This is a genomic window from Brachybacterium halotolerans subsp. kimchii (assembly GCF_020792675.1).
In the GTDB taxonomy this organism is placed as follows: Bacteria; Actinomycetota; Actinomycetes; order Actinomycetales; family Dermabacteraceae; genus Brachybacterium; species Brachybacterium halotolerans.
In genome coordinates, this window is record NZ_CP086254.1 from 965,545 (window position 1) to 988,682 (window position 23,138).

The following is a 23,138-nucleotide window of genomic DNA, read 5'->3' on the forward strand; positions in this document are numbered from 1 at the left end:
CAGGAGCCCATCCGCTCTTAGGATGATGTACATGTCAACCACGCCGCTGCGCCTGCTGCTCGTCTCGCTGCACACCTCCCCGCTCGCAGTGCCCGGCGGCGCCGATGCCGGCGGCATGAACGTGGTGGTCCTCGAGCAGGCGCGCGCCCTCGCTGCCGCCGGCCACCAGGTCGACATCGTCACCCGCCGCAGCGATCCCGATGCGCCCGCGATCAGCTCGGTCGCGCCGCGCCTGCGTCAGGTCCTGCTGCACGGCGGTCCCGCGACGCCGCTCGCCAAGAGCGCGATGGAGCAGGCCGTCGAGCCGTTCTCCGCGGACCTCGAGCGACTCGTCTCCGACGCCGAGCAGGCCGGGGAGCCGTACTCCCTGATCCACTCCCACCACTGGTTCAGCGGCGTGGCCGCGCTGCCCGTCGCCCACCGGCATCAGCTGCCGCACCTGCAGTCCTTCCACTCCGTCGCGGCCCCCGAGGGCGCGACCACGCTGGGCGCCGGAGAACCCGCCGAGTCCGCCGGCCGCATCCCCGGCGAGCGCCGCACGGCGAGGGAGTCCCAGCTGGTCATCGCCGTCTCCCAGGCGGAGGCCCGCACGGTCCGCGAGCGCTACGGGGTCCCCTCGGATCGCGTGCTCGTGGTCCCGCCGGGCGTGGACACCGCGCGCTTCCACCCCTCGCCCCTGAGTGCTCAGGAGCGTCTCGCGGAGCCCACGATGCTGTTCGCCGCGCGGCTGCAGCCCCTCAAGGCACCGGACCTCGCCCTCGACGTGCTCGCCCGGCTCGACGTGTCCTGCAGGGCCCGTCTGGTGCTGGTGGGCGCCGCCTCGGAGGACTTCGCGGCCTACCGCGCGGAGCTCGAGGAGTCCGCCCGCTCGCTCGGCCTCGCCGACCGCGTCGCGTTCGCCGGCTCCATGGACCAGGACGAGCTGGCCGCCCGCATGCGCGAGGCCGCCGTCCTGCTGCTGCCCAGCTGGTCGGAAACGTTCGGGCTGGTCGCCCTCGAGGCGCAGTCCAGCGGCACCCCGGTGGTCGCCTGGGACCGCGCGGGCGGCGTGCAGGAGGCCGTGGGCCCCGGCAGCCGCCTGATCGCCGGCCGCGACCCGGACGTCTGGGCGGAGGCCGTCGAGTCCCTCATCGGCGAGGAGGAGGCCTTCCAGGAGGCCTCGCGCGCCGTGCGCGCCTTCGCCGAGACCCGCACCTGGCAGGCGTGCGCCCATCATCTCGAGCGGATCTACCGGGCCGTCGTCCACGGCGGAGCCGCCCACGGCCCGTCGGACCCCTGGCACCTGGTGCGCACCGCCGGCACCGTGCTGGCCGTGCACGCCCACCCCGACGACGAATCGCTCGCCACCGGTGCGCTGCTGGCCGACCTCTCCGCGCGCGGCACCCGCGTCGTGGTCGTCACCGCGACCCGCGGCGAGGAGGGCGAGATCGTCCCCGGCGCGATTCCCGAGGACGACGACCGCCCCCTCGAGGAGGTCCGCGCGCTGGAGGTGCGCCGCGCCCTCGGAGCGCTGGGCGTCGACGAGCACCACATGCTCGGCGAGGCCCCCGCCCTGGCCGAGGGCGCCGCGCCCCGGCGCTACCGCGACTCGGGCATGCGCTGGGTGCGCGAGGGCGTCGCCGGTCCGTCGGAGACCGCGGGCCCGACGAGCTTCACCCATCAGGATCTCGACCAGGAGACCGCCGACCTCTCCGCGCTCATCGCGCACGTGCGGCCCGACGTGGTCCTCGGCTACGACGACCAGGGCACCTACGGGCACCCCGACCATCTGCGCGCGCACGAGGCGACGGCCGGGGCAGCGCGCGCGCAGGGCGTGCCGTTCGTGGAGGTCGCGAGCGAGCCCGACCCCGAGGCCGCGGCCGACGGAGAGCCCTTCGCCTTCCGCGACCAGCCGGCCTCGGCCTCCGCCCTGGCCGCGGCGCTGCGCGCCTACCGCACCCAGCTCACGGTGATCGGCGACCTCGAGGGCGTGCCGGGCGGGGTGCGCGTGCGGCACGTGGGAGGCCAGCTGCAGGACGTGCCGCTGCGCACCGGCCTGCGGATCACCTCCGAGAGGGACTGACCTCTCAGCCCTCGGCTCTCAGCCCTCGGCCTTCACACCTCAGCCGGCGGCGTCGGACGGGCAGCGGCGCTGCTCGGCCGGGGCGACCACGCGCTCGACGAGGCTCTCGAGCTCGGCGACCTCGTAGCCGGGCCAGCCGAACATCTCGCGCCGCCACTCCGGCGGCACGGCCTTGGGGCCGAGCGCGGCGCCCACCAGCGCACCGGTGATGCATGCGACGGTGTCGGTGTCGTAGCCCGCACGGACCGCCGAGGAGAGCGCATCCACGAGGGCCGCACGGCGGGCGAAGCGGTCCTCGGGCAGGGGCAGCACGCTGTGCACCGCCGACCACGCCCCCTGGAACGCGGCGACCACCCAGCCGTTGCGCGGGAAGTCGACAGGGCGCGCCGACTCGGCCTCCTCGATGCGCTCCCGCCAGAGCTCGCGGCGGTCCTCCGGGAGATGGTCCAGGGCCACGCGCACGTCGATCTCGCCGCTCAGGATCGCGTGGCGCACCGCGAACCCCCACAGCACGCAGGCCTCGACCGCGTCGGGGTGGACATGGGTGAGGCGGCAGATCGTGCGGATCGCGTCCTCGGTGTCCTCGTCGGAGGAGAAGAGATAGGGCAGCACGCTCGCGTGGGAGCGCATGAGCGCGGCGTTGCCCGCGACCCGCGGGAGGTCGCGGTGCGCGTCCTCGGCGGCTTGCTGGAGGTCGCTCGCATGGGGCATGGAGTGCCCGGCCCCGCGGGCCACGTCGGCCGCACGGCGCATGACGGTCGAGGTCAGGGCGCCGATGTCCGGGGTGCCCATCGACCACGCGTACCACTCGCGCGCGATCTGATCGAGGGCGGAGGCGGTGCGCAGGTCGTGGGTGCCGGGGGTCGCGGCCGCCGCCTCGAGGACGACGATCGCCATCGAGGTGTCGTCGGTCCACTCCGCCTCGCCCCACTCCAGGACGCCGCCGCCGATCATGCCCACGTCCTCGCTCGGGGCGATGGGGCCCTGGAACTCGTACGGTGCGCCCAGGGCGTCGCCCGCGGCCGCCGCGACCACCGCGCCGATGGCGCGCTCGAGGACGTCGCCGTCCGAGGTCCGGGCGTCGTCGCAGGGCTGGTCGCGGGTCACGAGGACATGTTTCCACACGACCATGGGCCATGTCCGGGAGAATGTCCGGTCCCCGGACGCACATGGCCCCCGGTGGGGAGAACCTCACACGGACGTGACGATCGGCGGCCCGGACACGTCGCGCACCAGCGCATCCGCGCCGACGCCCTGTGTTCCGCCCGCCTCCTCGAGGGCCCTGCCACCAGCGGAGCACCAGGCACGGCCGATACAGTGGAGCGACTTCGAAGGAGCTCCATGACCACCTCGTCCTCCCCGTCCTCCGCCGCGGATCCCGAGGTCCCCGGCGAGGCCGCCTCCTGCAGCAGCGACCCGCACGGCTCGGACCCCCACGACCACACCGGGCACGACCATCCGCCCACGGGCGCGGAGATCGTCAGCGCGCTCGTGCGCGGACTGTCGATCGTCTCGCTCGTGATCCCCGCGGTCGCCGTCGTCCTCGTGCTCGTCTGCCTGCCCGCGACGCCCTCGACCCCGCTGCCCCTCGTGCTCGGCATCGCCCTCGGCGCCCTGCAGCTCGTGGTCGTCGTGGTCACCAGCATGTTCGTCTCGAAGGTCCAGAGGCGCCTCGCCGTCAACCCCGGACCGATGGCGGTGCGCTCGAGCGTCGAGGAGGTGCTGCGCCTGGCCGCGGTGCTCTTCGCGGGCCTGCTCTGGCCCTCGGAGGCCGTCGGCCCCATGGGCATCTGGCTCGGGCTCGGCACGGCGCTGGTCTGGATCGTCCTGGCCACCGCGCAGACGGTGAGCGCGCGGCGCCGGATCGCCGCCCCCTCCGCGTGGGCGACCGAGGCCGTCGGCACCTTCCTCACCGAGAAGGTGAGCGTGCCCCGCTCGATGGTGCTGCGCGTCCTGGACGTCGTGGGCACCGCCCTCTTCCAGATCGGCGCGACCGTGCTGATCGTGCTCTCCCCTGTGCTCACGATCGGCACCATCGTGCTGTCGATCGCGACGGGATTGTCCACCCTGATCCTGCAGCGCCGCAGCCCGGGGGAGCGCCCGCACACCCTGTGGGCGTACGCGCCCTTCGGGATCGGCGTGCTCACCGCCGCGCTCGCGCTGCTGGGACTGTCCACCCTCTGATCCCCGCGATCCGGGCGGCTGTCGGCGCGCGGAGCGCGTCCGCCGACGGACCGACCGCCCAATGCCACCCTCTTCGACGAAGGAGTCACCATGACCGATGCCGTCCCCTCCGACAGCGCCCCGATCGCAGCACCGGCCGGATCCGAGATCCGCTCGGGCCTGGACCGCAGCGGCGTCTCGGACTCGATCCGCGTGCAGGACGACCTGTTCGGGCACGTCAACGGCACCTGGCTCGCGGAGCACGAGATCCCCGCCGATCGTGCGTCCGACGGGGAGTTCCGACGCCTGCGGGACCTCGCGGAGGAGCGCGTGCGCGCCATCGTCGAGGAGGCCGCCGAGGATCCCGAGCTCGCCGCGGCGCTCGCATCCGGCGACGCCCCGGAGACGGATCGTGGACGCGCGGGCCTGCTCTACCGGCTATTCATGGACGAGGACGCGGTCGAGGCCGCCGGCGCCGCCCCACTGGTCCCGCTGCTCGACGAGGTCGCCTCCACGGACTCGCTCGCGGATCTGGTGCGCCTGCTCGCCTCCCCCGTGGCCGGCACCAGCGCCCTGCACGCCTACGTGTGGACCGATGACGACGACTCCTCCCGCTACCAGATCAAGCTGCACCAGGGCGGGCTGGGCCTGCCCGACGAGTCCTACTACCGCGAGGACAGCTACGCACCGATCCGCGAGGCCTACGTCGGCCATCTCGCGCGCCTCGCCGACCTCGCGTCCCTGCCCGGCCGCGAGGGACTCGTCGCCGGGGACGCGGACGACCTGGCCGGCGCGGTCATGGACTTCGAGACGCGGCTCGCGGCGTACCACGTGGACCGGGTGCGCCTGCGCGACAGCGAGAAGTCGAACAACCCGATGGACGCCGCGCAGCGGGACTCCCTCGCCCCCACGTTCCCCTGGGACGCGTACGTCGAGGGCACGGGCGCGCCCGCCGGCGCCTTCGACGTGGTCTGCGTGAGCCAGCCCGAGTTCGTCGAGGCCGTCGCCCCGCTGCTCGCGGCCGAGGACCTCGCCGTGCTGCGCACCTGGGCCGCCCTGCACACCGTCGGCGCCTTCGCCCCGTACCTCTCCTCCGCCTTCGTCGAGGAGGACTTCGACTTCTCCGGACGCACCCTCTCCGGCGCCGAGCAGCTGCGCGAGCGCTGGAAGCGCGGCATCTCGCTGGTCGAGGGGGCCGTAGGCTTCGCGATCGGGCAGGACTACGTCGCCCGGCACTTCCCGCCGGACCACAAGGCGCGCATGCAGGAGCTGGTCGGCGCGCTGCTGGACGCCTACCGCGAGTCGATCTCGACGCTCGCGTGGATGACGCCGGGCACCCGCGAGAAGGCCCTCGCCAAGCTCGAGCTGTTCACCCCGAAGATCGCCTACCCCGACGTGTGGCGCACCTACGAGGGCCTCGAGCTCGACCCCGACGACCTCGTCGCCTCGGTCCGCGCCGCCCGCATGCACGATGCTGCCCACGACTTCGCGAAGCTCGACGGGCCCGTCGACCGCGACGAGTGGCACATGACCCCGCAGACCGTCAACGCCTACTACAACCCGGGCGCGAACGAGATCGTCTTCCCCGCCGCGATCCTCGAGCCGCCGTTCTTCGACGCCGAGGCCGAGGACGCCGTGAACTTCGGAGGCATCGGCGCCGTGATCGGCCACGAGATCGGGCACGGCTTCGACGACCAGGGCTCGAAGTACGACGGCGAGGGGAACCTGCGCTCCTGGTGGACCGACGAGGACCGCGAGGCCTTCGAGCAGCGCACCCGTGCGCTCATCGACCAGTTCGACGCCCTCACCCCGCGCGTGCTGCGCGAGCAGGTGGAGGCTGAGGCGAAGGCGTCTGACGCGACCGGTGCGGACGATGCGGACGATGCGACCGCCGCGAGCGGCGCGACCGACGGCGGCGGCGAGCTGCCCCATGTCAACGGCAGTCTCACGATCGGCGAGAACATCGGCGACCTGGGCGGGCTCACCATCGCGATCAAGGCCTACATCGCGCGCTCCGGCGGGAACCCGCCGCGCCTGGACGACATGAGCGGACTGCAGCGCGTGTTCTGGTCCTGGGCCACGGTGTGGCGCGCGAAGTCCCGCGCGCAGGATGCGGCGCGCATGCTGGCGATCGACCCGCACTCCCCCGCCGAGTTCCGCTGCAATGCGATCGCGAGCAACCTCGACGCCTTCCACGCGGCCTTCGACGTGCGTGAGGACGATGCGATGTACCGCGCGCCCGAAGACCGCGTGAGCATCTGGTGAGGACGGCGTGAGCAGGCCCGAGGCACCCTTCCACGTGGGGCGGACGACGCCCGGCGCGGTGGGCTGGACCCGCATCGGCATGAGCGTCGTGATCGGCGTCGGCATCGCCGGGTATGCGCTCGCCTGGGCGCGGGGCGAGACGGTCGTGCTGGGCCTGGTGCTCGCCCTGGCCGTGCTCGTGTACGCCTTCTGGTCGTGGATGCGGCTGTCCACCCGGTTCGTGGTCGAGGGCGACGGGGTGACCGTGAGCCTCGGAGGCTTCCTGCCGCGCCCCGCCTGGCCCGTCGCCGACTTCCGCACCGTGCAGCTGCGCCGCATCCCGGGCGAATCGCTCGGCGCGACGGTGGGCGGGCTCGGCTGGCGCCGCGGGCGCGTGATCTCGCCCGAGAGCGGGAGCATCGAGGCGCTGCCCGGCCGCAAGGTCTTCACCACCGGCGAGCAGCGGTCCTCGTACCGCCTGATGGTCTCGCGCCCCGGGACGCTCGTGGAGATCATCGGCCGCGAGGGCACCCACTTCCTGCTCTCCCCCGACGATCCCCGCGCCGCCGCCGAGGCGATCGACCAGGCCATCCGCGCCCGCCGCTGATCCGCGCGCGCTGAAGCCCCGCCGACCGCTCTTCGGCCCATCCGCGCCCCGTCTGCGTCGCGAGAAGTACGAAACGGTTGCCAAGAGCGCTCTTGGCAACCGTTTCGTACTTCTCGCTCTCGTTCGCCCCTTCGCCCGTTCGCCCGTTCGGGAACCGGTCGGGACGGGACCGTCGGATCCCGTCGCCTCGCACGAGCCGTCGGGCGTCGGCCGACCCTGGCGATCTGGCGCACATTCCGAGGGTGCACCGACCGCCCTGCGCGATATCATCGACGTTGACATCCACAGACAGGGGAGCACCGCAGAGGTGCTGAGAGTGCGCACAGAGCGCAGACCCTCGAACCTGATCCGGTTCAGACCGGCGTAGGGAGTCGGGATTCTTCTGCGATGTCCGCCGCGCCGGATGACTGCATCCGGGGCCGACGGGCCTCGCGGCCCCTTCCGCATCGGAAGGAGAACCAGATGTCGACCAGTTCCACCCCCGCCGCCTCGTCCGCGCGCGCCGAGAAGACCGCGGCGACCGGCGCGTCCCCGACACCGACACCGGCACCAGCACCGGCGAGCGGCGCCCTCGCACGTCGGCCGCTGCCGGCCTACCGCACCGTGGACCTCGTGCTGACGGTCGCGATCGGCGTCGTCTTCGCCTTCGTGTTCCTCGCCTGGGGCCAGGTGTACACGCTCTTCACCCCGCTGCAGGCCGTCCTGCCCCCGTCGGTGGGGCTGCTCGCGGGCGTGTGGTTCCTGCCTGCGCTGGTGGCGATGCTCATCGTGCGCCGTCCCGGCGCCGCCGTGCTGGCGGAGGTCATCGCCGCCGTCCTCGAGATGGTCCTCGGCGGGCAGTGGGGCATCGGCACCGTGGTCAGCGGCCTGCTGCAGGGCGGAGGCGTCGAGATCGCGTTCCTCGTCACCGCCTACCGCCGCTTCACCCTGCCCGTGGCGATCGCCGGCGGCGCACTCTCGGGAATCCTGGAATGGGTGTACGAGCGCTTCTCCTACTACCCCGAGTGGTCCTGGGCCTCAGCCTGGGCGCTGCTGGGCTTCTTCATCGTCTCCGGCGCGCTGCTGTGCGGGGTGCTGGGGTGGCTGATCGTTCGCGCCCTCGGTGCGACCGGCGCCCTGAGCGCCTTCCCGGCAGGGCGCCAGTGGGGACGGCGGTCGCGCGCATGAGCGCGGGGCCGACGGTGCTCGGGACGGGCTCCGGATCCGACGTGGCACGCGGCGACGCGGCTCCCGACGGAACGGGTCCCGCGTCCGACGCCGCCGTGCCGCTCGCTCTCGAGGCCGTCACCTGGACCCCGTCGACCCGCTCCCACCCGACGATCGACGACCTCACCCTGCACATCCCGGCCGGCCAGCGCGTGCTGCTCACGGGGCCCAGCGGCGGCGGCAAGTCGACGGTGCTCCGGGCCCTCACGGGCCTGCTCGACACCAGCACGGGCGACCTCGCGGGTGATGCCACCGGCCCCACCCGGCCGGGCGAGCGCGGACTGCTCCTGCAGCAGCCGCTGCACGCCCTGATCGGCGGGAGCGTCGGCCGGGACGCGGCCTTCGGTCCCGAGAACGCGGCGCTGGACCGCGAGGAGATCCAGCGCCGCGTGACCTCCGCCCTGCACGCGGCGCGCGTCGGGCTGGACGCCGCGACGTCGCCGTGGGATCTCAGCGGCGGGCAGCAGCAGAGGCTCGCCCTCGCCGGCTCCCTGGCCCTGGACCCCGGTGCGCTGCTGCTGGACGAGCCGCTGAGCATGCTCGATCGGCCGACGGCCCGCGAGGTCCGCGCCGCGATCCTGGATGCGGTCGGAGATCGCACCCTGGTGGTCGCCGACCATGACGCCGAGGGCTGGGCCCCGCACGTGGACCGCGTGATCGTGCTCGGAGCGCAGGCGCACGTGCTCGCGGACGGTGCTCCCGACGACGTCCTCGAGCAGCACGATCCGGCCGCCATGCCCGACCCGGCCGCCGCTCCCGACCCGGCCGCCATGCCGGCCCCTGCGCGCGCATCCGGCACGTGCGGCGCACCGGTGCTGTCGCTCTCGAAGGTCTCGATCGCGCGACGGCGACGACGGGACGAAGCCCGGGGGAAGCGGACCATCGCCTCGCCCCTCCTCGACGGCATCGACCTGGCCGTCCCCGCAGGATGTGTCGCGGTCCTCACCGGGCCGAGCGGCAGCGGCAAGACCACGCTGCTGCGCACGATCCTGGGCCTCGCCGATCCGGCCGGAGGACACCTCGAACATCCCGAGCCCACCAAGATCGCCTTCGTCCCTCAGGAGCCCGAGCACTCCTTCGTCGCCCGCACCGTGCGCGCTGAGGTCACCGCCTCGCCCTGGGCGCACGACTCCGAACTCGCCGAGAGCCTGCTGCGGCGCGCCGACCTCGCGCACCTCTCGGACGCTCAGCCCTTCGAGCTCTCCGGGGGCGAGCAACGACGCCTCGCGATCATCGCCGCCCTCGCCCAGGAACCCGCCCTCCTCGTGCTGGACGAGCCCACCGTGGGACTCGACCTGGAGCGTCGCACCCAGCTGTTCGCCCTGCTCGGGGAGGCGACCGCGCGCGGCTGCGCGGTGCTGGCCGCGACGCACGACCCCGATCTCATCACGCGCGCGCACGTGAGCCTGGACCTCGCGGAGCACGTGAGCACGGGCGACGACGACACGCTTCCCACCGCCCCGGAGTCGGCTGTGCCCGGCGCCGCGCGCGACTCGACACCGACACCGACGTACGACACCACCCTCCGTCCGCCCCACCGTCCCCGTCCTGCCCCCGCAGACACGCTCAACCCGCTGACCACCATCGCGATCGCCGTGGCAGCGGCCGTCGGCTCCTTCGCGATCGACCGTTGGCAGCTCGGTCTCCTCTCGTGCGTGCTCGTCGCGGTCCTCGCACCGCTCGCCGTGCGCGGGGTGCGCAGCACGGCGCTGCGTCTGATCCCGATCGCGCTCGCGGCGGTCGGCCTCTGCTGGTCCACGGTGCTCGCCTCTCCCCTGCCCGTGTTCTCCGGGACCACGTGGCTGCTGGGTCTCAAGGAGGCCCTGCGGATCGGATACTTCGTGGCTCCCGGCGTGCTGATCTTCGCCTCCCTCGACCCGACGCGGCTCGGAGACGCCCTCGGCGGGAGGCTGCGTCTGCCCGGTCGGCCGGTCGCGGCGAGCGTCGCGGGTCTTCTGCGGGCAGGGCTCACGGCCGACGTCTGGGAGCGGATCATGACCAGTCGCCGCCTGCGTGGCCTCGGGGCGCGGCGCGACCTGCGCCATCCGCTGCGCTCGGGCGCGGCGCTCGTGCGGCTGCTGGCCTCGTGCACCCTCGCCCTCCTGGTCGACGCGGTGCGGGCCACCGAGCAGCAGGCGCTCGCGATGGATGCCCGCGGCTTCGCGACCGCGCAGCACCGCACCTGGGCGCTGCCCAGCCCGTTCACGAGGGGCGACCTCGTGGGGCTCGCCGCCGCCGTGCTCCTGCTCGTGGCGCCCTGGGTGCTGCGGACGGTGCTGGGCGGCTGACGGGCAGGCCCCGTCGACGCGGGCAGCGACGCCCTTCGACGTCGACGCAGCCCCGGGGCCCGGCCGCGGCGGGCAGAGGTCCGCGAACAGCCCGTGCACTTCGCGTAGCAGGAGGTCGGGTGACGTGTCATATATGAGGTGACCCGACCTATGACTACGCGAAGTGCACGCACGCACCGAAGACCCCGGAGATCGCGCGGCTGGAGCCGGCGATCCGTCCTCCCGCCTCGCCCGCCGCTCGCAGTGCAGTCGACGACGGATGACGTTCCGTGTGGTCGCCGCGTCGTGCGGGCCTTTACCCTGGTGCGCATGACTTCCGACGCCGCGCAGCCCGATCCCCCGCAGCCCGACTCCTCTCAGCCAGCTTCCGCGCAGCCCGGATCGCCGCTCACCTCCGAGGAGCAGGACGAGCAGGTGCTCGCGCTGGCCCGGAGGATGCTCGACGATGCCCGTGAGGGCCGGGGCGACGCCCTCCTGCCGCTGCTGGACCAGGGGGCGCCGGTCGCCATGCGGGACTCGCGGGGCAACACGCTGCTGATGCTCGCCGCGTACCACGGTCACGCGGACCTGGTGCGTGAGCTCGCCGCCCGCGGGGCGGACGTCGATCAGCTCAACGACCGCCAGCAGTCGCCGCTCGCGGGCGCCGTGTTCAAGGGGTACGACGACGTGGTGTCCGCGCTCCTGGATGCCGGGGCGGATCCCGATGCGGGCACCCCGAGCGGCCGCGACTCCGTCGCCTTCTTCGGCCGGGAGGAGATGGGCCGGCTCATCGAGGAGAAGGCGCCCCGCGCCTGATCGCGGCGCCTCACCGGCGTACGCCGCTCAGGCCCGCCGGTTCGCCCCTCGCTCTGCCCGCGGATCAGTCCTGCGGGTGCACGTAGCGCATCGGCACGTGCTCGATGCCGGCCTCGAGGAACAGCGGCCCGGTGGTCTCGAAGCCCATGCTCCCGTACCAGCGCTCGAGGTACGCCTGGGCGCCGATCTCGACCACCGCCTCCGGTGCGATCTCGCGGGCCACGTCGAGGGCCGCGCACACGAGGCGTCGACCGAATCCGTCGCGCCGACGGTCCGCCCGCACCACCACGCGGCCGATGTGCACGGTGCCGTCGGGGTCACGCAGGATGCGCAGCTGGGCGACCGGCTGGCGCTCGAGCCCGCCCGTGACGGGCTCCGCGTCCGGCACCTCGATCCACAGCAGCACCGTGGAGTCCTCGAGCTCACGGCCGTCGAGGTCGGCGTCGTCGGCGTGCTGCTCGAGGGTGAAGACGTCCTGGCGGAGCTTCGCGAGCAGGTAGACGGTGCGCGGATCGATCTCCTGCAGGTGGGCGCGGCGCAGCACGCCGCCTGTCTCGGGATCAGGCATGCCCATCACCGTAGCTGCCCGTCCTGCGGATCCGCCCAGGCGGCGGCAGGCGGATCCGCCCAGGCGGCGGCCGGGTGCTCCGTGGTCCAGCTCGCGCGGCGCGAGCGCCGGGTCTGGCAGCGGGGGCACCAGAACACCGTGCGCCCGGCGAGCTCCGTCGACCGGATCGCGGTCCCGCACAGGCGGCACGGCAGCGTCTGCCGGTGGTACGTGTAGAAGGACTGCTCGCGGGGCACGACGCTCGGGTCGTCGTCCCCGTTCTGCCGCGTCGCCCGGGTGCGCTCCTGGATGACCGCCTCGATCTCGCGGTGCTCGGGCTCGGTGGTGACGATGCGGCCGGTGCGCGCGCCGTACCGCATGAGGGGCACCAGATCGTCCCAGATCCCGCGCACCATCCCCTCGGTGAGGTCCTTGCCGGGCACGAAGGGGTCAAGGCGGGCGCGGAACAGCGCCTCCGCCCGGTAGATGTTGCCGACCCCGGCGATGACCTCCTGGTTCATCAGCAGCACGCCGATCGACGTCCGGGAGCGCCGCACCCTCTCGACGAATCGGTCGGGGTCCGCGTCCTCGCGCAGAGGGTCCGGACCCAGCCGCTCCAGCACGGCGGCGCGGCCCTCGGCGTCGAGGATCTCGCAGGCGGTCGGCCCAGTGAGATCGGCGAGTCCGTGGGGGCCGGCGATGCGCAGGCGCGTGGTGGGACGCGGGACCAGGCGGCGCCAGTCCTCCGTCGCGGCGTCGTGCAGGTCGCACCCGTCGGCCGCTCCCGAGCCGCCGCCCTGCCGGGTCTCCCGCTCGCCGATCCGCACCCGCGGCGCGCCGATCGCGTGAGCGAGCGCGAAGCCCTCCTCGCCCGCGAAGGTCCACGAGCCGTACAGGCCCAGGTGCACGCGCACCCAGCGGGTCACCGGATCGGAGACGTCGACGGACTCCTCCGGGGTGAAGGCGATGAGGAGCTGCTTCCCGGCTGCCTCGGCCCCGGCCAGCACCCAGCCGTCGATGACCGCGGCGTCGGGGAACCGTCCCTGCGGGCTCGAGGTGCGCACGCGGCGTCCGCCGAAGCCTGCCGTGAGGGCGGAGGCGAGCCGGTGGACCGTGTGGCCCTCGGGCATCAGGCGCCGGCGGAGCCGGAACCGGCCGCGGAGTCCCCGTCGGCCGACGGGTCGTACCCGCCCGTGCGCTCGTAGAGGCCCACCAGGTCGATGCGCCGCTGGTGGCGCTCGTCACCGCTGAAGGGCTCCGCCAGGAACAGGTCGATGAGGTGCTCGAGCTCCTCCTCGGTGTGCTGACGGGCGCCCACGGAGATCACGTTGGCGTCGTTGTGCTCGCGGGCGAGCTTCGCCGTGTCCTCGTTCCACACCAGGGCGGCGCGGACGCCGCGCACCTTGTTCGCGGCGATCTGCTCGCCGTTGCCGGAGCCGCCGATGACGACGCCCAGGCTGCCGGGCTCGGCGACGACGGCCTCGCCGACGGCGGTGCAGAACGGCGGGTAGTCGTCGAGCTTCTCGAAGGTGTGGGCGCCGTGGTCGGTGACCTCGTGACCCTTCGCGGTGAGGGAGTCCACGAGCCGGTTCTTCAGCTCGAAGCCGGCGTGGTCGGTGCCGATGTGCACGTGCATGGAGGGGGAGCCTTTCACAGGGGCGGTCGGGTCCGGGGCGGGACGGGCGAGAGCGCTCGGCTCCCGCCCGCCCGGTCCGGGGTCAGTCGAAGATGGGGCCGACGGTGCGGCTGCGCTTGAGCTCGAAGAAGCCGTCGACGCGGCTCATCGCCTCGAGGCCGTCGAACAGGGTGCCCGCCTCCTCGCCCTTGGGGGCGGGGGAGATCACGGGACCGAAGTAGGCGCGGCCGTCGCCGAAGGAGATCACCGGGGTGCCGACCTCGTCGCCGACGAGCTCCACCACGGCCTTCTGCTTCGTGCGCAGGGTGTCGTCCAGGGACGAGTCCTGGTAGGACTCGAGCAGCGCGGGATCCAGGCCCGCCTGCTCGAGGGCGGTCTTCGCGGCCTCGCGGCGGTCCTGCTGGCCGCCCACGTGGTAGGCCTGGCCGAACGCGGTGTAGAAGTCGGCGAGGTCCTGGTTGCCGCCGGCGTTCTCGACGGCGAGCGCCACGCGGGCCGGGCCCCAGGCGTCGTCCATGCTGCGGCGGTAGCCGGCATCGAGATCGCGGCCCTCGTTGAGCGCGGCGAGGGACATGAGCGAGAACGTGATCTCCACGTCGCGGACCTGCGAGGCGTTCAGCAGCCACCGGCTGGTCATCCACGCCCACGGGCAGATCGGATCGAAGAACAGTTCGACATGCGGTGCGGTCACGGAGTCTTCCTCTCGCGTCGGGGATCGGCCGGGCCCGAGCGGGCGTCGGCCTCCCCCATTCTGTCACCAGACCGGCCTTCCGGGCTGACCCCGGACCGGCCTCCCGAGCCGACTCCGGACCGCACGCCCGACCGGATCGGCGATCCTCGAGTATCCCGGCGCCGCACCCGCAGATCCGGAGGGCGGGACCAGGGCGCGCGCAGGACCCTGACTGGGCAGGAAAAGACATTGCCACGGGCGCGGGGATGGGATGGGATTCACGAGTGCACGATTCCCCCTCCCCCTCCTCCGGCCGGAAGGCCGCCCCGGCCGTCGCGGACCCCGCCGCGACGGCGGTGCCGCGCGTCTCCGTCATGCGGTCGATCGTGCGCAACCACCGCCGCTCGATCCCCTGGATCATGGCGACCTCCGCGTTCGTGGAGGCCGTCGACATGCTGGTGCCGATCCTCGTGGGCATCATCATCGACGTCGGCATCGTCCGCGGCAGCCTCGCGATCACCCTGCTGGGCGCCGCGGGCATCTTCGTGATGCGCCTCATCAGCACGTGGGTGTGGACGCTCATGTTCACCGCCTCGCAGCGGGCGCGCCTGTTCGAGCGCCATCGATTGCGGGTCGCGGTCACGGGCGCCGTGCTCGACCCGCGCTCGCGGCCCATCGAGCGCCCCGCCGGCGAGGTGCTCTCGATCGCGACCTCGGACGCCGACAAGGCCTCCGACATCATGGACATGCTGCCCTGGGCCTTCCCCGCCTCCGCGGTCGTGGTGGGCAGCGGCGTCTGGCTCGCGGTGCTCGACCCCTGGCTGGGCGTGGCGACCCTCGTCGGCATCGCGGTCATGGTGCTCGTGATCCGCGTGATCAGCCCCGTGCTCTCCGCCCGCTACGACGCCCAGCAGTCCCGTGCGGCCGACGCCGCCGCGACCGCGACCGACCTCGTCCACGGCCTGCGCGTGCTGCAGGGACTGGGCGTGCAGTCCCGCGCCCGCACCCAGTACCGCCGCCGCTCCCGGATCGCTCTGGACGCGGCGCTCGTGAACGCCCGCTACTCGGGCGTCTCGAGCGGCCTGACCACCCTCGTGACCGCGGCGATGATGGCGGCCGTCGTGATCATCGCCGCCCAGCGCACCGTCGCCGGGGACATGACCATCGGCACCCTGATCGCCGTCGTGGGCGTGGCGCGCTCGAACATGGGCATGCTGCAGGGCCTCTCGGGGATCCCGATCTGGTGGGCCAGCATGTCGACCTCCGCCGACCGCGTGCGCCGACTGCTCGCGGACCTCGGCCGCACGGTCGACGATCCCGCGCTGACCATCGGTCACCTCGCCACCGCGCGCGACGAGCGCGGCGAGGCCCGCCCCGGCGAGCGCCGCGCCGGCACCGGCGGCCTGCACCTGCGGGGCGTGGGCGCCGGCAGTCTGCAGGGCCTGGACATGGAGGTGCCCGACGGGCGCGTCATCGCCCTCGCCTGCGCGGACGCGCGTGACGCCGACGCGGTCGTCGAGGCGGTCAGCGGCCGCGCCGAGCACACGGGCGTCCACCTCGGCGACACCGAGGTCACCTCGTCGACCCGCTTCGCGACCCGTGCGGACCTGCTCGTCGAGCCCCATGTCGTCGACCTCTTCGACGGGACCGTGCGCGAGCAGCTCGCCACGCGGGCCCCGGCGAGCGACCCGACGGACGGCAGCGACGACTCCTGGGCCGACGCCGCCCTGCACGCCGCGGGCGCCGACGACCTGCTGCGGATCCTGCCGGAGGGCTACGACACCCGCATCCTCGATCGCGGCGCGAACCTCTCCGGTGGGCAGCGCCAGCGGATCGCGCTCGCGCGCGCCGTGGCCTCCGACGCCCCGGTGCTCGTGCTGCAGGATCCGACCACCGCGGTGGACGCCGTCACCGAGCAGCACATCGCCGAGGCGCTCGTGGCCGCCCGCCGCGTCCCCGATCGGGCGACGCTGCTGGTCACCCGGGCGCCTGCGCTCCTGCGCGAGGCCGACGAGGTGCTCTACGTGCGCGGGGGCCGGATCACCGCCCGCGCCGGCCACCAGGACCTCATGGACCGCGACGACTACAGGGAGATGGTGCGCCGATGATCCCCGACATGGCAGCCGTCCGGTGGGACCACGAGGCCGAGGACGTGCTCGAGTCCGACGCGACCGCCCGCCGCCAGCTCGATGAGCACGCCCAGATCCTGCCGATCGCCTCGGTGGGCACGTCGTTCTCCCACGTGGGCCGGCGCCTGCTCGCGCACTGGCCCTCGACCCTGCTCACCCTTCTGGTGGTGATCGGCGGAGCCGTCGCCGCGGCGTGGATGCCGCGCCTGATCGGCGGGGCCGTCGACATCGTCCAGGACCGCGAGGGCTCCGCCGCCGTGTGGCGACAGGGCGGGCTGATCATGCTCGCCGGCGTGCTCCAGGCCGTGCTCTCCGCGCTCGGCTGGGCCCTGGTCAGCGGGATGGGCCAGCGGGTGCTCGCCGCCATGCGCGAGGACGTGATCGACCGCGCCCTGGACCTGCCCGCGCAGACCATGGAGGTCACCGGCATCGGCGATGCCCTCTCGCGGGTCGCCGACGACGTCGACGTCACCGCGCGCGCCGTCAACAACGTGGTCCCGAACCTCATCCAGATGGGCTTCTACGTCGTGGTCACGCTGATCGGCATGGCGACGCTCTCGCCGTGGCTGCTGATCCTGGTGGTCGTGGTGGTGCCGATGTACGCGGCCACGGGTGTGTGGTACCTGCGGCGCACCGCCCCCATCTACCGGCGCGAGCGCGTCGCGATGGGCGCCCGCGCCCAGGGCCTGCTCTCGGCGATCCACGGCATCCCCACCGTCCACGCCTACGGCATCGAGCGCCGGGAGACCCGCCACGTCGCGGTGCTCTCGGAGACCGCCGCGGTGCTGGCCATGCGCGTGATGGGTCTGGTCACGAGGGTCGTGAAGATCGTCGTGTGGCCCGAGAACCTGTCGATCGCCCTGGTGCTGATCCTCGGCTACGCGATGGTGCACGTGGGCGGGGCGCCGGTGGGCCTCGTGACCGCGGCTGCCCTCTACCTCATCTCGCTGCTCTGGCCGATGATGAACCTGCTGTTCAGCCTCGACGACGTGCAGTCGGCGGTCGCCAGCCTCACCCGCATGGTGGGTGTCATCGAGTCGATCGATCCGGCGTCCTCCCCCGGCGAGGAGGTGCCGGCGGACGCCTCGATCCGACTGCGCCATGTCTCCCACGCCTACGGCGAGGACGCGGACGGCACCGAGCGGACCGTGCTGCACCCGATCGACCTGGACATCGCTCCGGGCGAGTCGATCGCCCTGGTGGGGGCGTCCGGTGCCGGCAAGTCGACGCTCGCCGCGATCATCACCGGCACCCTCACCCCGCGCCACGGCTCCGTGCTCCACGGCGGCGCCGACCTCGCCAGTGCGGACCTCGAGTCGGTGCGCCACCACGCGGTGATCGTCTCGCAGGACGTCCACGTGTTCCGCGGGACTCTCGCCGAGGACCTGCGGCTGGCCCGCCCCGAGGCGGGCGACGAGGAGCTCTGGGCGGCGCTGCGCGAGGTCGAGGCCGACGCCTGGGCCGAGCTGCTCCCCCGCGGCCTGGACACCGAGGTCGGGGAGAAGGGCGAGCGGCTGACGGCCGAGCAGTCCCAGCAGCTGGCGCTGGCCCGCGTCGCCCTGCGCGATCCGGCGGTGCTGGTGCTCGACGAGGCCACGGCGGACGAGGGCTCCTCCGGCGCCCGCGTGCTCGAGCGCGCCGCGACGCAGGTGGCCCGCGACCGCACCACGGTGATCGTGGCCCACCGCCTGTCCCAGGCGAAGGAGGCCGACCGGATCCTGGTGATGGCCGACGGCCGCGTCGTCGAGCAGGGCCCGCACACGGACCTCGTGGAGCACGGAGGCGTCTACGCCGAGCTCTGGGCCGCCTGGAGCGGGAACGACTGAGCGATTCCGCGCCGGTGACTGTGCCGGTGCCGGCCGGACCCGGTGTCGACCGGACCCGGTGCCGGCCGGACCCGGCGCCGTTCGACCTCCGATCCCCGGCAGCGTGTCACCCACCGGCGTATGGCGGCGCTCTCTGCCGTATACGGCAGAGAGCGCCGCCATACGCCGTCCCACGACACGCCGAGCTCCCGGCGCGCGGGGCGGCGTCCTCCCCCTCGCCCCGCGCACGACCAGCACACCTGTCGTCCGCCGATCCCGCATTCGGCCCCGGTTCCTCCCCTGCAGCGCGCGTACCGCGCGGTATGGTCGCCTCATACTCCTTCCCCTCGCGGGGTGAAGATCCTGGGCCGGCGGGCCAGTCGTCCCGGGTCCCCGTGGGGCCTACCCGGCCAGGAGACGTCATGTCCTCCACTGCACACTGGTCACCCGGCGATCAGGTGACCTGGACCTACTACACCCTCCAGCACCCCACCCGCACCGTCCGTCCCGGCACCGTGGTCCTCGACGACGACGAGCGCGGCCTCGTGGTCTGGATCGCGCCCGGCACCGAGGTGCTGCTGCCCGTTCTCGAGAACGGCGCGCCGTTGCGCCGCGCGGGCGACGAAGGCATGTTCACCCGCCCGCGCGTCCAGTCCAAGCAGCTGTGGACGGGGAACGGCATCCTCATGATCGGCCTGCCCGGCCGCCCCTATTCGGTGTGGCTGTTCTACAAGGACGACGGCTCGCTGGGCTGCTACTACGTGAACCTCGAGACCCCCTTCGAGCGCACCGAGGAGGGCGTGCGCACGCGCGACCTGGTCCTCGATCTGGTGGTGCTGCCGCGCCGCGACTGGCACTACAAGGACGAGGACGAGCTCGAGGGCGCCGAGAGCGTCGGCTACTTCTCCCCCGGCGAGGCGGGCGAGATCCGTGCGGCGGGCCGCACCGCCGAGCACGACATCAAGGAGTGGATCTACCCGTTCTCCGCGGGCTTCGAGCACTTCTTCCCCGATCCCAGCTGGTCGATCCCGCCGCTGCCCGCGCACTACTCCTGGGACCTGGACCTGACGCAGAAGCGCTGAGGGCCGGGCGGCTCCGTCGCCCATCCCGGACCAGACGAGCACAGCGCAGACCGGTCCCCCGTTCCGGTCCGTCGGCCCGCGCCCCGGTGGCAGGATGGGAATCATGCCTGTGAACCCCTCTGAGAACCTCACCCGCGACGAGGCGCGCGAGCGCGCCTCGTTCCTCACCACCGACACCTACGACGTGCGCCTGGACCTGACGACGGGACCGACCACGTTCGTCACCGAGTCGACGATCCGTTTTTCCTCGACCGAGGCCCGTCCCACCTTCGTGGACCTCATCGCGCCCTCGGTGCGCGAGATCGAGCTCAACGGCGAGCTGCTCGAGGACCCCGCCTCCCGCTTCGACGGCGCCCGCGTGCAGCTGCCCGAGCTCGCCGTCGGCGAGAACACCGTGCGGATCCTGGCCGACGGCGCATACATGAACACCGGCGAGGGTCTGCACCGCTTCGTCGACCCGGTCGACGAAGCGGTCTACCTGTACACGCAGTTCGAGGTCTCCGACGCCCGGCGCATGTTCGCCAACTTCGAGCAGCCCGACCTCAAGGCGACCTTCCGCTTCACGATCACCGCGCCCGACCACTGGCGCGTCATCTCCAACTCCCCCACCCCGCAGCCGGTCCCGGCCGGCGAGGGCACCGCGACCTGGTCCTTCGAGCCCACCACGAAGATCTCCACCTACCTCACGGCGCTCATCGCGGGCACCTACCAGGGCGGCGAGGGCTCCGTGACCACGCGCGACGGCCGCACCATCCCGATGGGCGTGTACGCGAGGGCCTCGCTCGCCGAGCACCTGGACCCGCAGAACATCATCGACATCACGAAGGCCGGCATCGACTTCTACGAGGAGGCCTTCGACTGCGACTTCCCGTTCCCCAAGTACGACCAGGTCTTCGTGCCGGAGTACAACATGGGCGCGATGGAGAACCCGGGCGCGATCACGTACGTGGAGTCCTACGTGTTCCGCTCCGACGTCTCCGACGCGATCCGCGAGCGCCGCGACCTCACGATCCTCCACGAGCTCGCGCACATGTGGTTCGGTGACCTGGTCACGATGCGCTGGTGGGACGACCTCTGGCTGAACGAGTCCTTCGCCGAGTACGCCTCGACGCTCTCGAGCGCCGAGGCCACGAAGTGGACCGATGCCTGGACCACCTTCGCGAGCTCCGAGAAGGCCTGGGCCTACCGCCAGGACCAGCTGCCCTCGACCCACCCGATCGTCGCCGACATGGTCGACTTCGACGCGGTGGAGACGAACTTCGACGGCATCACCTACGCCAAGGGCGCCTCGGTGCTGCGCCAGCTCGTCGCCTACGTCGGCAAGGACGCGTTCTTCGAGGGCCTGCGCGCGTACTTCCGCAAGCACGCCTGGTCCAACACCGAGCTCAAGGACCTGCTGGTCGAGCTCACCGAGACCAGCGGGCGCGACCTCGCCTCCTGGTCGCAGCTGTGGCTGGAGACCGCGGGCGTGAACACCCTGCGTCCGCGCATCGAGCGGGAGGCCGACGGAACCGTCGTGTCCTTCGCGATCGAGCAGACCGCAGCGCCCGAGCACCCGACCCTGCGGGCCCACCGCCTGGGGATCGCGGGCTTCACCCTCGAGGGCGGCGTGCTGCGCCGCACCGAGAGCGTGGAGATCGATGTCGACGGGGAGCTCACCGAGGTCGATGCGCTCGTCGGCACGCGCGCGGACCTCTGGCTGCTGAACGACGGGGACCTCGCCTACGCGAAGATCCGCCTGGACGAGGACTCCCTGGCCGTCGCCATGGAGCACCTGCGCGACATCGAGGATCCGCTGGCCCGCACCCTGATCTGGTCGGCGGCGTGGGACATGGTGCGCGACGCCGAGCTGCCCAGCCGCCGTTTCCAGGAGCTCGTGCTCGCGAACATCACGGGCGAGGACTCCTCGAGCGTGCTGCGCACGCTGCTCGGACAGCTGGCCTCGGTCGCCGGCCCGTACGCAGCGCCGGCCGAGCGCGCCGCGCGGACCACCTCCGCGGCCGACGCCCTCTGGGAGCTCGCCCAGGCCGCCGAGGCCGGCAGCGACGCCCAGTTCCAGTTCGTCACCGAGTTCGCCCTGCTCTCTTCGAACGATGAGCACGCGGGCATCCTCGAGTCGCTGCTCGACGGCACCGTGACCCTGCCCGGACGCGAGATCGACACCGACCTGCGCTGGTCGCTCGTGATCGCGCTGTCCGCGCTGGGAAGGATGGACGACGCGGCGATCGACACCGTGCTCGCCACCGACGACACCCAGTCCGGCCGCAAGAAGGCCCTCACCGCGAAGGCCGCGCGTCCGACGCCGGAGACCAAGGCCGAGGCCTGGCGCGCCACGGTCGAGGAGGACGCTCTGCCCAACGAGTCCCTGAGCTCGGTGGTCATGGGCTTCCGTCGCGTCAGCGACCCGGCGCTCATCGCGCCCTTCGAGAGCCGCTACTTCGCGATGCTCGACGACGTGTGGGAGAACCGCTCGAGCGAGATCGCCAACCGCCTCATCCAGGGGTACTTCCCCGCCGACTTCGGCGGGGAGTCGGTGGTCGAGGCGGCCGACGCGTGGCTCGCCTCGCACACCTCCGCACCGCTGGGCCTGCGCCGCCCGGTCATCGAGGGCCGCGACACCGTCGCCCGCCAGCTGCGCGTCCGCGAGGCCGACGTCCCGGCCTGACCCATCCGGCGGTGGCGCCGCCCGGCGGCGTCAGCCGCTCCGCCTGTGCGGGTCTGCGGACCTTTCCGCGACGCGAAAGGTCCGCAGACCCGCACGGATCGACGGTCGGGGGCGACGGTCGGGTGCGACGAGTCCGGTGCGGCGGGCAGGGCGCAGCGGGCCCAGTGCGACGGTGAGCTGCGGCGGGCCGGGCGCGGCAGCGGGTCAGCTGCCCAGGGCCTTCTCGATCTTGTCGGGGAGCTGCTTGAGCGCGTACTCCTGGGCGAGCACGGTGCCCAGGGAGAAGGCGCTGGAGAGGTCGCCGTCCACGACCACGGCGTGGCCGTCGGCCACCGCGGGGATCTGCTTCCACTGCTTGTCTTCGGTGATCTCGGTGGTCTCGATGTAGATCGGGAAGGCGACGATGAGGTCGGCGTCCAGCTCGTCGAGCTGCTCGGCGGAGATCGAGACGGAGAAGCCGGAGTCGCCGGTGGGCAGCGCCGCGACCTTCTTCGACTGGGTGAAGCCGAGGTTCTCGAGGAAGCCCAGGCGGGTCTCGCCCTCGACGTACGCGCCCCAGCCCTCGGAGGTCTTCGTCGCGACCGTCACCGACTTGCCCTTCCAGTCGGAGTGCGCGTCGGCGACCTTCGAGAACTGCTCGTCGAGGCCCTTCTGGAGCTCGTCGGCCTTCGCCGTGGCGCCGAGCGCCTTGCCGATGATCGCCAGCTGGTCCTTCGGGGAGACCAGGTAGTTCTCGCCGTCCTTCGGGACGCCCACGGTGGTCGTGATCTGGGAGAGGCGCTTGTAGCGGTCCTTGTCGCCGGAGCTCTTGACGTCGAGGATCAGGTCCGGCTCGAGCGCGGCGATGGCCTCGAAGTCGGGCTCGAGGGTCTCGATGATCGTGGGGGCCTTGTCGTACATGCCCTTGGCCCAGGGGCCGACGCCCTCGCCGCCGAAGGCGATCCAGTCGGAGGCTCCCACCGGCTGCACGCCGAGCGAGAGCGCCGTCTCCGCATCGCCCCAGCCCAGCGCGACCACGCGGGTGGGCTTCTCGGAGACCTCGACGTCGCCGAACAGGGTGGAGATGGTGACGGGGAACGCGCCGTCGGCCCCGCCGGCGTCCGAGCCCGAGCCCGAGGAGCTCGAGTCGTCGGACCCGCCGCAGGCGGCGAGCAGGCCGGCGGACCCCAGGACGAGTCCGGTCGCGAAGAGGGAACGGCGTGTGAGCATCGAGAGGCCTCCGGGTGGAAGTGGACACAG

The 23,138-nt window shown here is 73.0% G+C and carries 17 protein-coding genes and 1 riboswitch; of the genes, 11 read left to right on the forward strand and 6 right to left on the reverse strand.

From position 1 onward, the window contains the following. The first annotated feature begins 31 nt into the window (after nucleotides 1-31). Nucleotides 32-2,062 (forward strand): glycosyltransferase, encoded by a 2,031-nt coding sequence (locus Bra3105_RS04380; RefSeq protein WP_228358757.1) that lies wholly within the window; start codon nucleotides 32-34, stop codon nucleotides 2,060-2,062. A gap of 39 nt (nucleotides 2,063-2,101) precedes the next feature. On the opposite strand, the gene Bra3105_RS04385 is transcribed toward Bra3105_RS04380, so the two are convergent. Continuing rightward, a complete protein-coding gene (locus Bra3105_RS04385) occupies nucleotides 2,102-3,169 on the reverse strand; it encodes an ADP-ribosylglycohydrolase family protein (RefSeq protein WP_228358758.1) in 1,068 nt (355 codons plus the stop codon). A gap of 234 nt (nucleotides 3,170-3,403) precedes the next feature. Between Bra3105_RS04385 and Bra3105_RS04390 the strand changes: the two genes are divergently transcribed. The 6 genes from Bra3105_RS04390 to Bra3105_RS04415 all read left to right on the forward strand — a co-directional run bounded on the left by Bra3105_RS04390 (nucleotide 3,404) and on the right by Bra3105_RS04415 (nucleotide 11,365). After that, complete coding sequence (locus Bra3105_RS04390) at nucleotides 3,404-4,246, forward strand: hypothetical protein (protein WP_228358759.1); 843 nt, start codon at nucleotides 3,404-3,406, stop codon at nucleotides 4,244-4,246. A gap of 90 nt (nucleotides 4,247-4,336) precedes the next feature. Next, nucleotides 4,337-6,490, forward strand: a complete 2,154-nt coding sequence (locus Bra3105_RS04395) for a M13 family metallopeptidase (protein WP_228358760.1) — start codon at nucleotides 4,337-4,339, stop codon at nucleotides 6,488-6,490. A 7-nt stretch (nucleotides 6,491-6,497) separates the two neighbouring features. After that, nucleotides 6,498-7,076: a hypothetical protein gene (locus tag Bra3105_RS04400; RefSeq protein ID WP_228358761.1), complete on the forward strand. Its 579-nt coding sequence runs from the start codon at nucleotides 6,498-6,500 to the stop codon at nucleotides 7,074-7,076. Nucleotides 7,077-7,356: 280 nt separating this feature from the next. Next, nucleotides 7,357-7,463: riboswitch (TPP riboswitch) on the forward strand. 75 nt (nucleotides 7,464-7,538) lie between these two features. Then, on the forward strand, nucleotides 7,539-8,243 hold the full coding sequence (locus Bra3105_RS04405) for an ECF transporter S component (RefSeq protein ID WP_228358762.1): 705 nt from the start codon (nucleotides 7,539-7,541) through the stop codon (nucleotides 8,241-8,243). Continuing rightward, a complete protein-coding gene (locus Bra3105_RS04410; protein ID WP_228358763.1) occupies nucleotides 8,240-10,570 on the forward strand; it encodes an ATP-binding cassette domain-containing protein in 2,331 nt (776 codons plus the stop codon). Before Bra3105_RS04405 ends, Bra3105_RS04410 begins: the two co-directional genes overlap by 4 nt. 309 nt (nucleotides 10,571-10,879) lie before the next feature. Then, a complete protein-coding gene (locus Bra3105_RS04415; protein ID WP_407650896.1) occupies nucleotides 10,880-11,365 on the forward strand; it encodes an ankyrin repeat domain-containing protein in 486 nt (161 codons plus the stop codon). Between the two features lie 64 nt (nucleotides 11,366-11,429). On the opposite strand, the gene Bra3105_RS04420 is transcribed toward Bra3105_RS04415, so the two are convergent. From Bra3105_RS04420 to Bra3105_RS04435, 4 genes are all read right to left on the reverse strand, one after another. Beyond that, entirely contained in the window at nucleotides 11,430-11,933 is a 504-nt protein-coding gene (locus tag Bra3105_RS04420; RefSeq protein ID WP_228358764.1) for a GNAT family N-acetyltransferase, read from the reverse strand. A gap of 5 nt (nucleotides 11,934-11,938) precedes the next feature. Further along, nucleotides 11,939-13,042 carry an Fpg/Nei family DNA glycosylase gene (locus Bra3105_RS04425; protein ID WP_228358765.1) on the reverse strand — a complete coding sequence of 368 codons (1,104 nt, stop codon included), beginning with the start codon at nucleotides 13,040-13,042 and terminating at the stop codon, nucleotides 11,939-11,941. Continuing rightward, nucleotides 13,042-13,548, reverse strand: a complete 507-nt coding sequence (locus tag Bra3105_RS04430; RefSeq protein WP_200501352.1) for a ribose-5-phosphate isomerase — start codon at nucleotides 13,546-13,548, stop codon at nucleotides 13,042-13,044. Before Bra3105_RS04430 ends, Bra3105_RS04425 begins: the two co-directional genes overlap by 1 nt. An 82-nt stretch (nucleotides 13,549-13,630) precedes the next feature. Next, a complete protein-coding gene (locus Bra3105_RS04435) occupies nucleotides 13,631-14,239 on the reverse strand; it encodes a DsbA family protein (RefSeq protein ID WP_228358766.1) in 609 nt (202 codons plus the stop codon). A gap of 263 nt (nucleotides 14,240-14,502) precedes the next feature. Between Bra3105_RS04435 and Bra3105_RS04440 the strand changes: the two genes are divergently transcribed. From Bra3105_RS04440 to pepN, 4 genes are all read left to right on the forward strand, one after another. Continuing rightward, complete coding sequence (locus Bra3105_RS04440; RefSeq protein WP_228358767.1) at nucleotides 14,503-16,326, forward strand: ABC transporter transmembrane domain-containing protein; 1,824 nt, start codon at nucleotides 14,503-14,505, stop codon at nucleotides 16,324-16,326. Nucleotides 16,327-16,334: 8 nt separating this feature from the next. Then, on the forward strand, nucleotides 16,335-18,173 hold the full coding sequence (locus Bra3105_RS04445; protein WP_228358768.1) for an ABC transporter ATP-binding protein: 1,839 nt from the start codon (nucleotides 16,335-16,337) through the stop codon (nucleotides 18,171-18,173). A 401-nt stretch (nucleotides 18,174-18,574) separates the two neighbouring features. After that, nucleotides 18,575-19,234 carry a ribonuclease FAU-1 family protein gene (locus tag Bra3105_RS04450; protein WP_200503934.1) on the forward strand — a complete coding sequence of 220 codons (660 nt, stop codon included), beginning with the start codon at nucleotides 18,575-18,577 and terminating at the stop codon, nucleotides 19,232-19,234. Between the two features lie 103 nt (nucleotides 19,235-19,337). Then, nucleotides 19,338-21,899: an aminopeptidase N gene (gene pepN, locus Bra3105_RS04455; RefSeq protein WP_228358769.1), complete on the forward strand. Its 2,562-nt coding sequence runs from the start codon at nucleotides 19,338-19,340 to the stop codon at nucleotides 21,897-21,899. A gap of 204 nt (nucleotides 21,900-22,103) precedes the next feature. Here the strand turns inward: pepN and Bra3105_RS04460 are convergent, their stop codons facing one another. After that, complete coding sequence (locus tag Bra3105_RS04460; RefSeq protein WP_228358770.1) at nucleotides 22,104-23,108, reverse strand: iron-siderophore ABC transporter substrate-binding protein; 1,005 nt, start codon at nucleotides 23,106-23,108, stop codon at nucleotides 22,104-22,106. Between the last annotated feature and the right edge of the window lie 30 nt (nucleotides 23,109-23,138).

Bases quoted from the DNA above. Each gene is read 5' to 3' on its own strand.
- Bra3105_RS04380 (WP_228358757.1), top strand. From the start codon at position 32: ATGTCAACCACGCCGCTGCGCCTGCTGCTCGTCTCGCTGCACACCTCC.
- Bra3105_RS04390 (WP_228358759.1), top strand. From the start codon at position 3,404: ATGACCACCTCGTCCTCCCCGTCCTCCGCCGCGGATCCCGAGGTCCCC.
- Bra3105_RS04395 (WP_228358760.1), top strand. From the start codon at position 4,337: ATGACCGATGCCGTCCCCTCCGACAGCGCCCCGATCGCAGCACCGGCC.
- Bra3105_RS04405 (WP_228358762.1), top strand. From the start codon at position 7,539: ATGTCGACCAGTTCCACCCCCGCCGCCTCGTCCGCGCGCGCCGAGAAG.
- Bra3105_RS04410 (WP_228358763.1), top strand. From the start codon at position 8,240: ATGAGCGCGGGGCCGACGGTGCTCGGGACGGGCTCCGGATCCGACGTG.
- Bra3105_RS04415 (WP_407650896.1), top strand. From the start codon at position 10,880: ATGACTTCCGACGCCGCGCAGCCCGATCCCCCGCAGCCCGACTCCTCT.
- Bra3105_RS04420 (WP_228358764.1), bottom strand. From the start codon at position 11,933: ATGCCTGATCCCGAGACAGGCGGCGTGCTGCGCCGCGCCCACCTGCAG.
- Bra3105_RS04425 (WP_228358765.1), bottom strand. From the start codon at position 13,042: ATGCCCGAGGGCCACACGGTCCACCGGCTCGCCTCCGCCCTCACGGCA.
- Bra3105_RS04430 (WP_200501352.1), bottom strand. From the start codon at position 13,548: ATGCACGTGCACATCGGCACCGACCACGCCGGCTTCGAGCTGAAGAAC.
- Bra3105_RS04445 (WP_228358768.1), top strand. From the start codon at position 16,335: ATGGCAGCCGTCCGGTGGGACCACGAGGCCGAGGACGTGCTCGAGTCC.
- Bra3105_RS04450 (WP_200503934.1), top strand. From the start codon at position 18,575: ATGTCCTCCACTGCACACTGGTCACCCGGCGATCAGGTGACCTGGACC.
- pepN (WP_228358769.1), top strand. From the start codon at position 19,338: ATGCCTGTGAACCCCTCTGAGAACCTCACCCGCGACGAGGCGCGCGAG.
- Bra3105_RS04460 (WP_228358770.1), bottom strand. From the start codon at position 23,108: ATGCTCACACGCCGTTCCCTCTTCGCGACCGGACTCGTCCTGGGGTCC.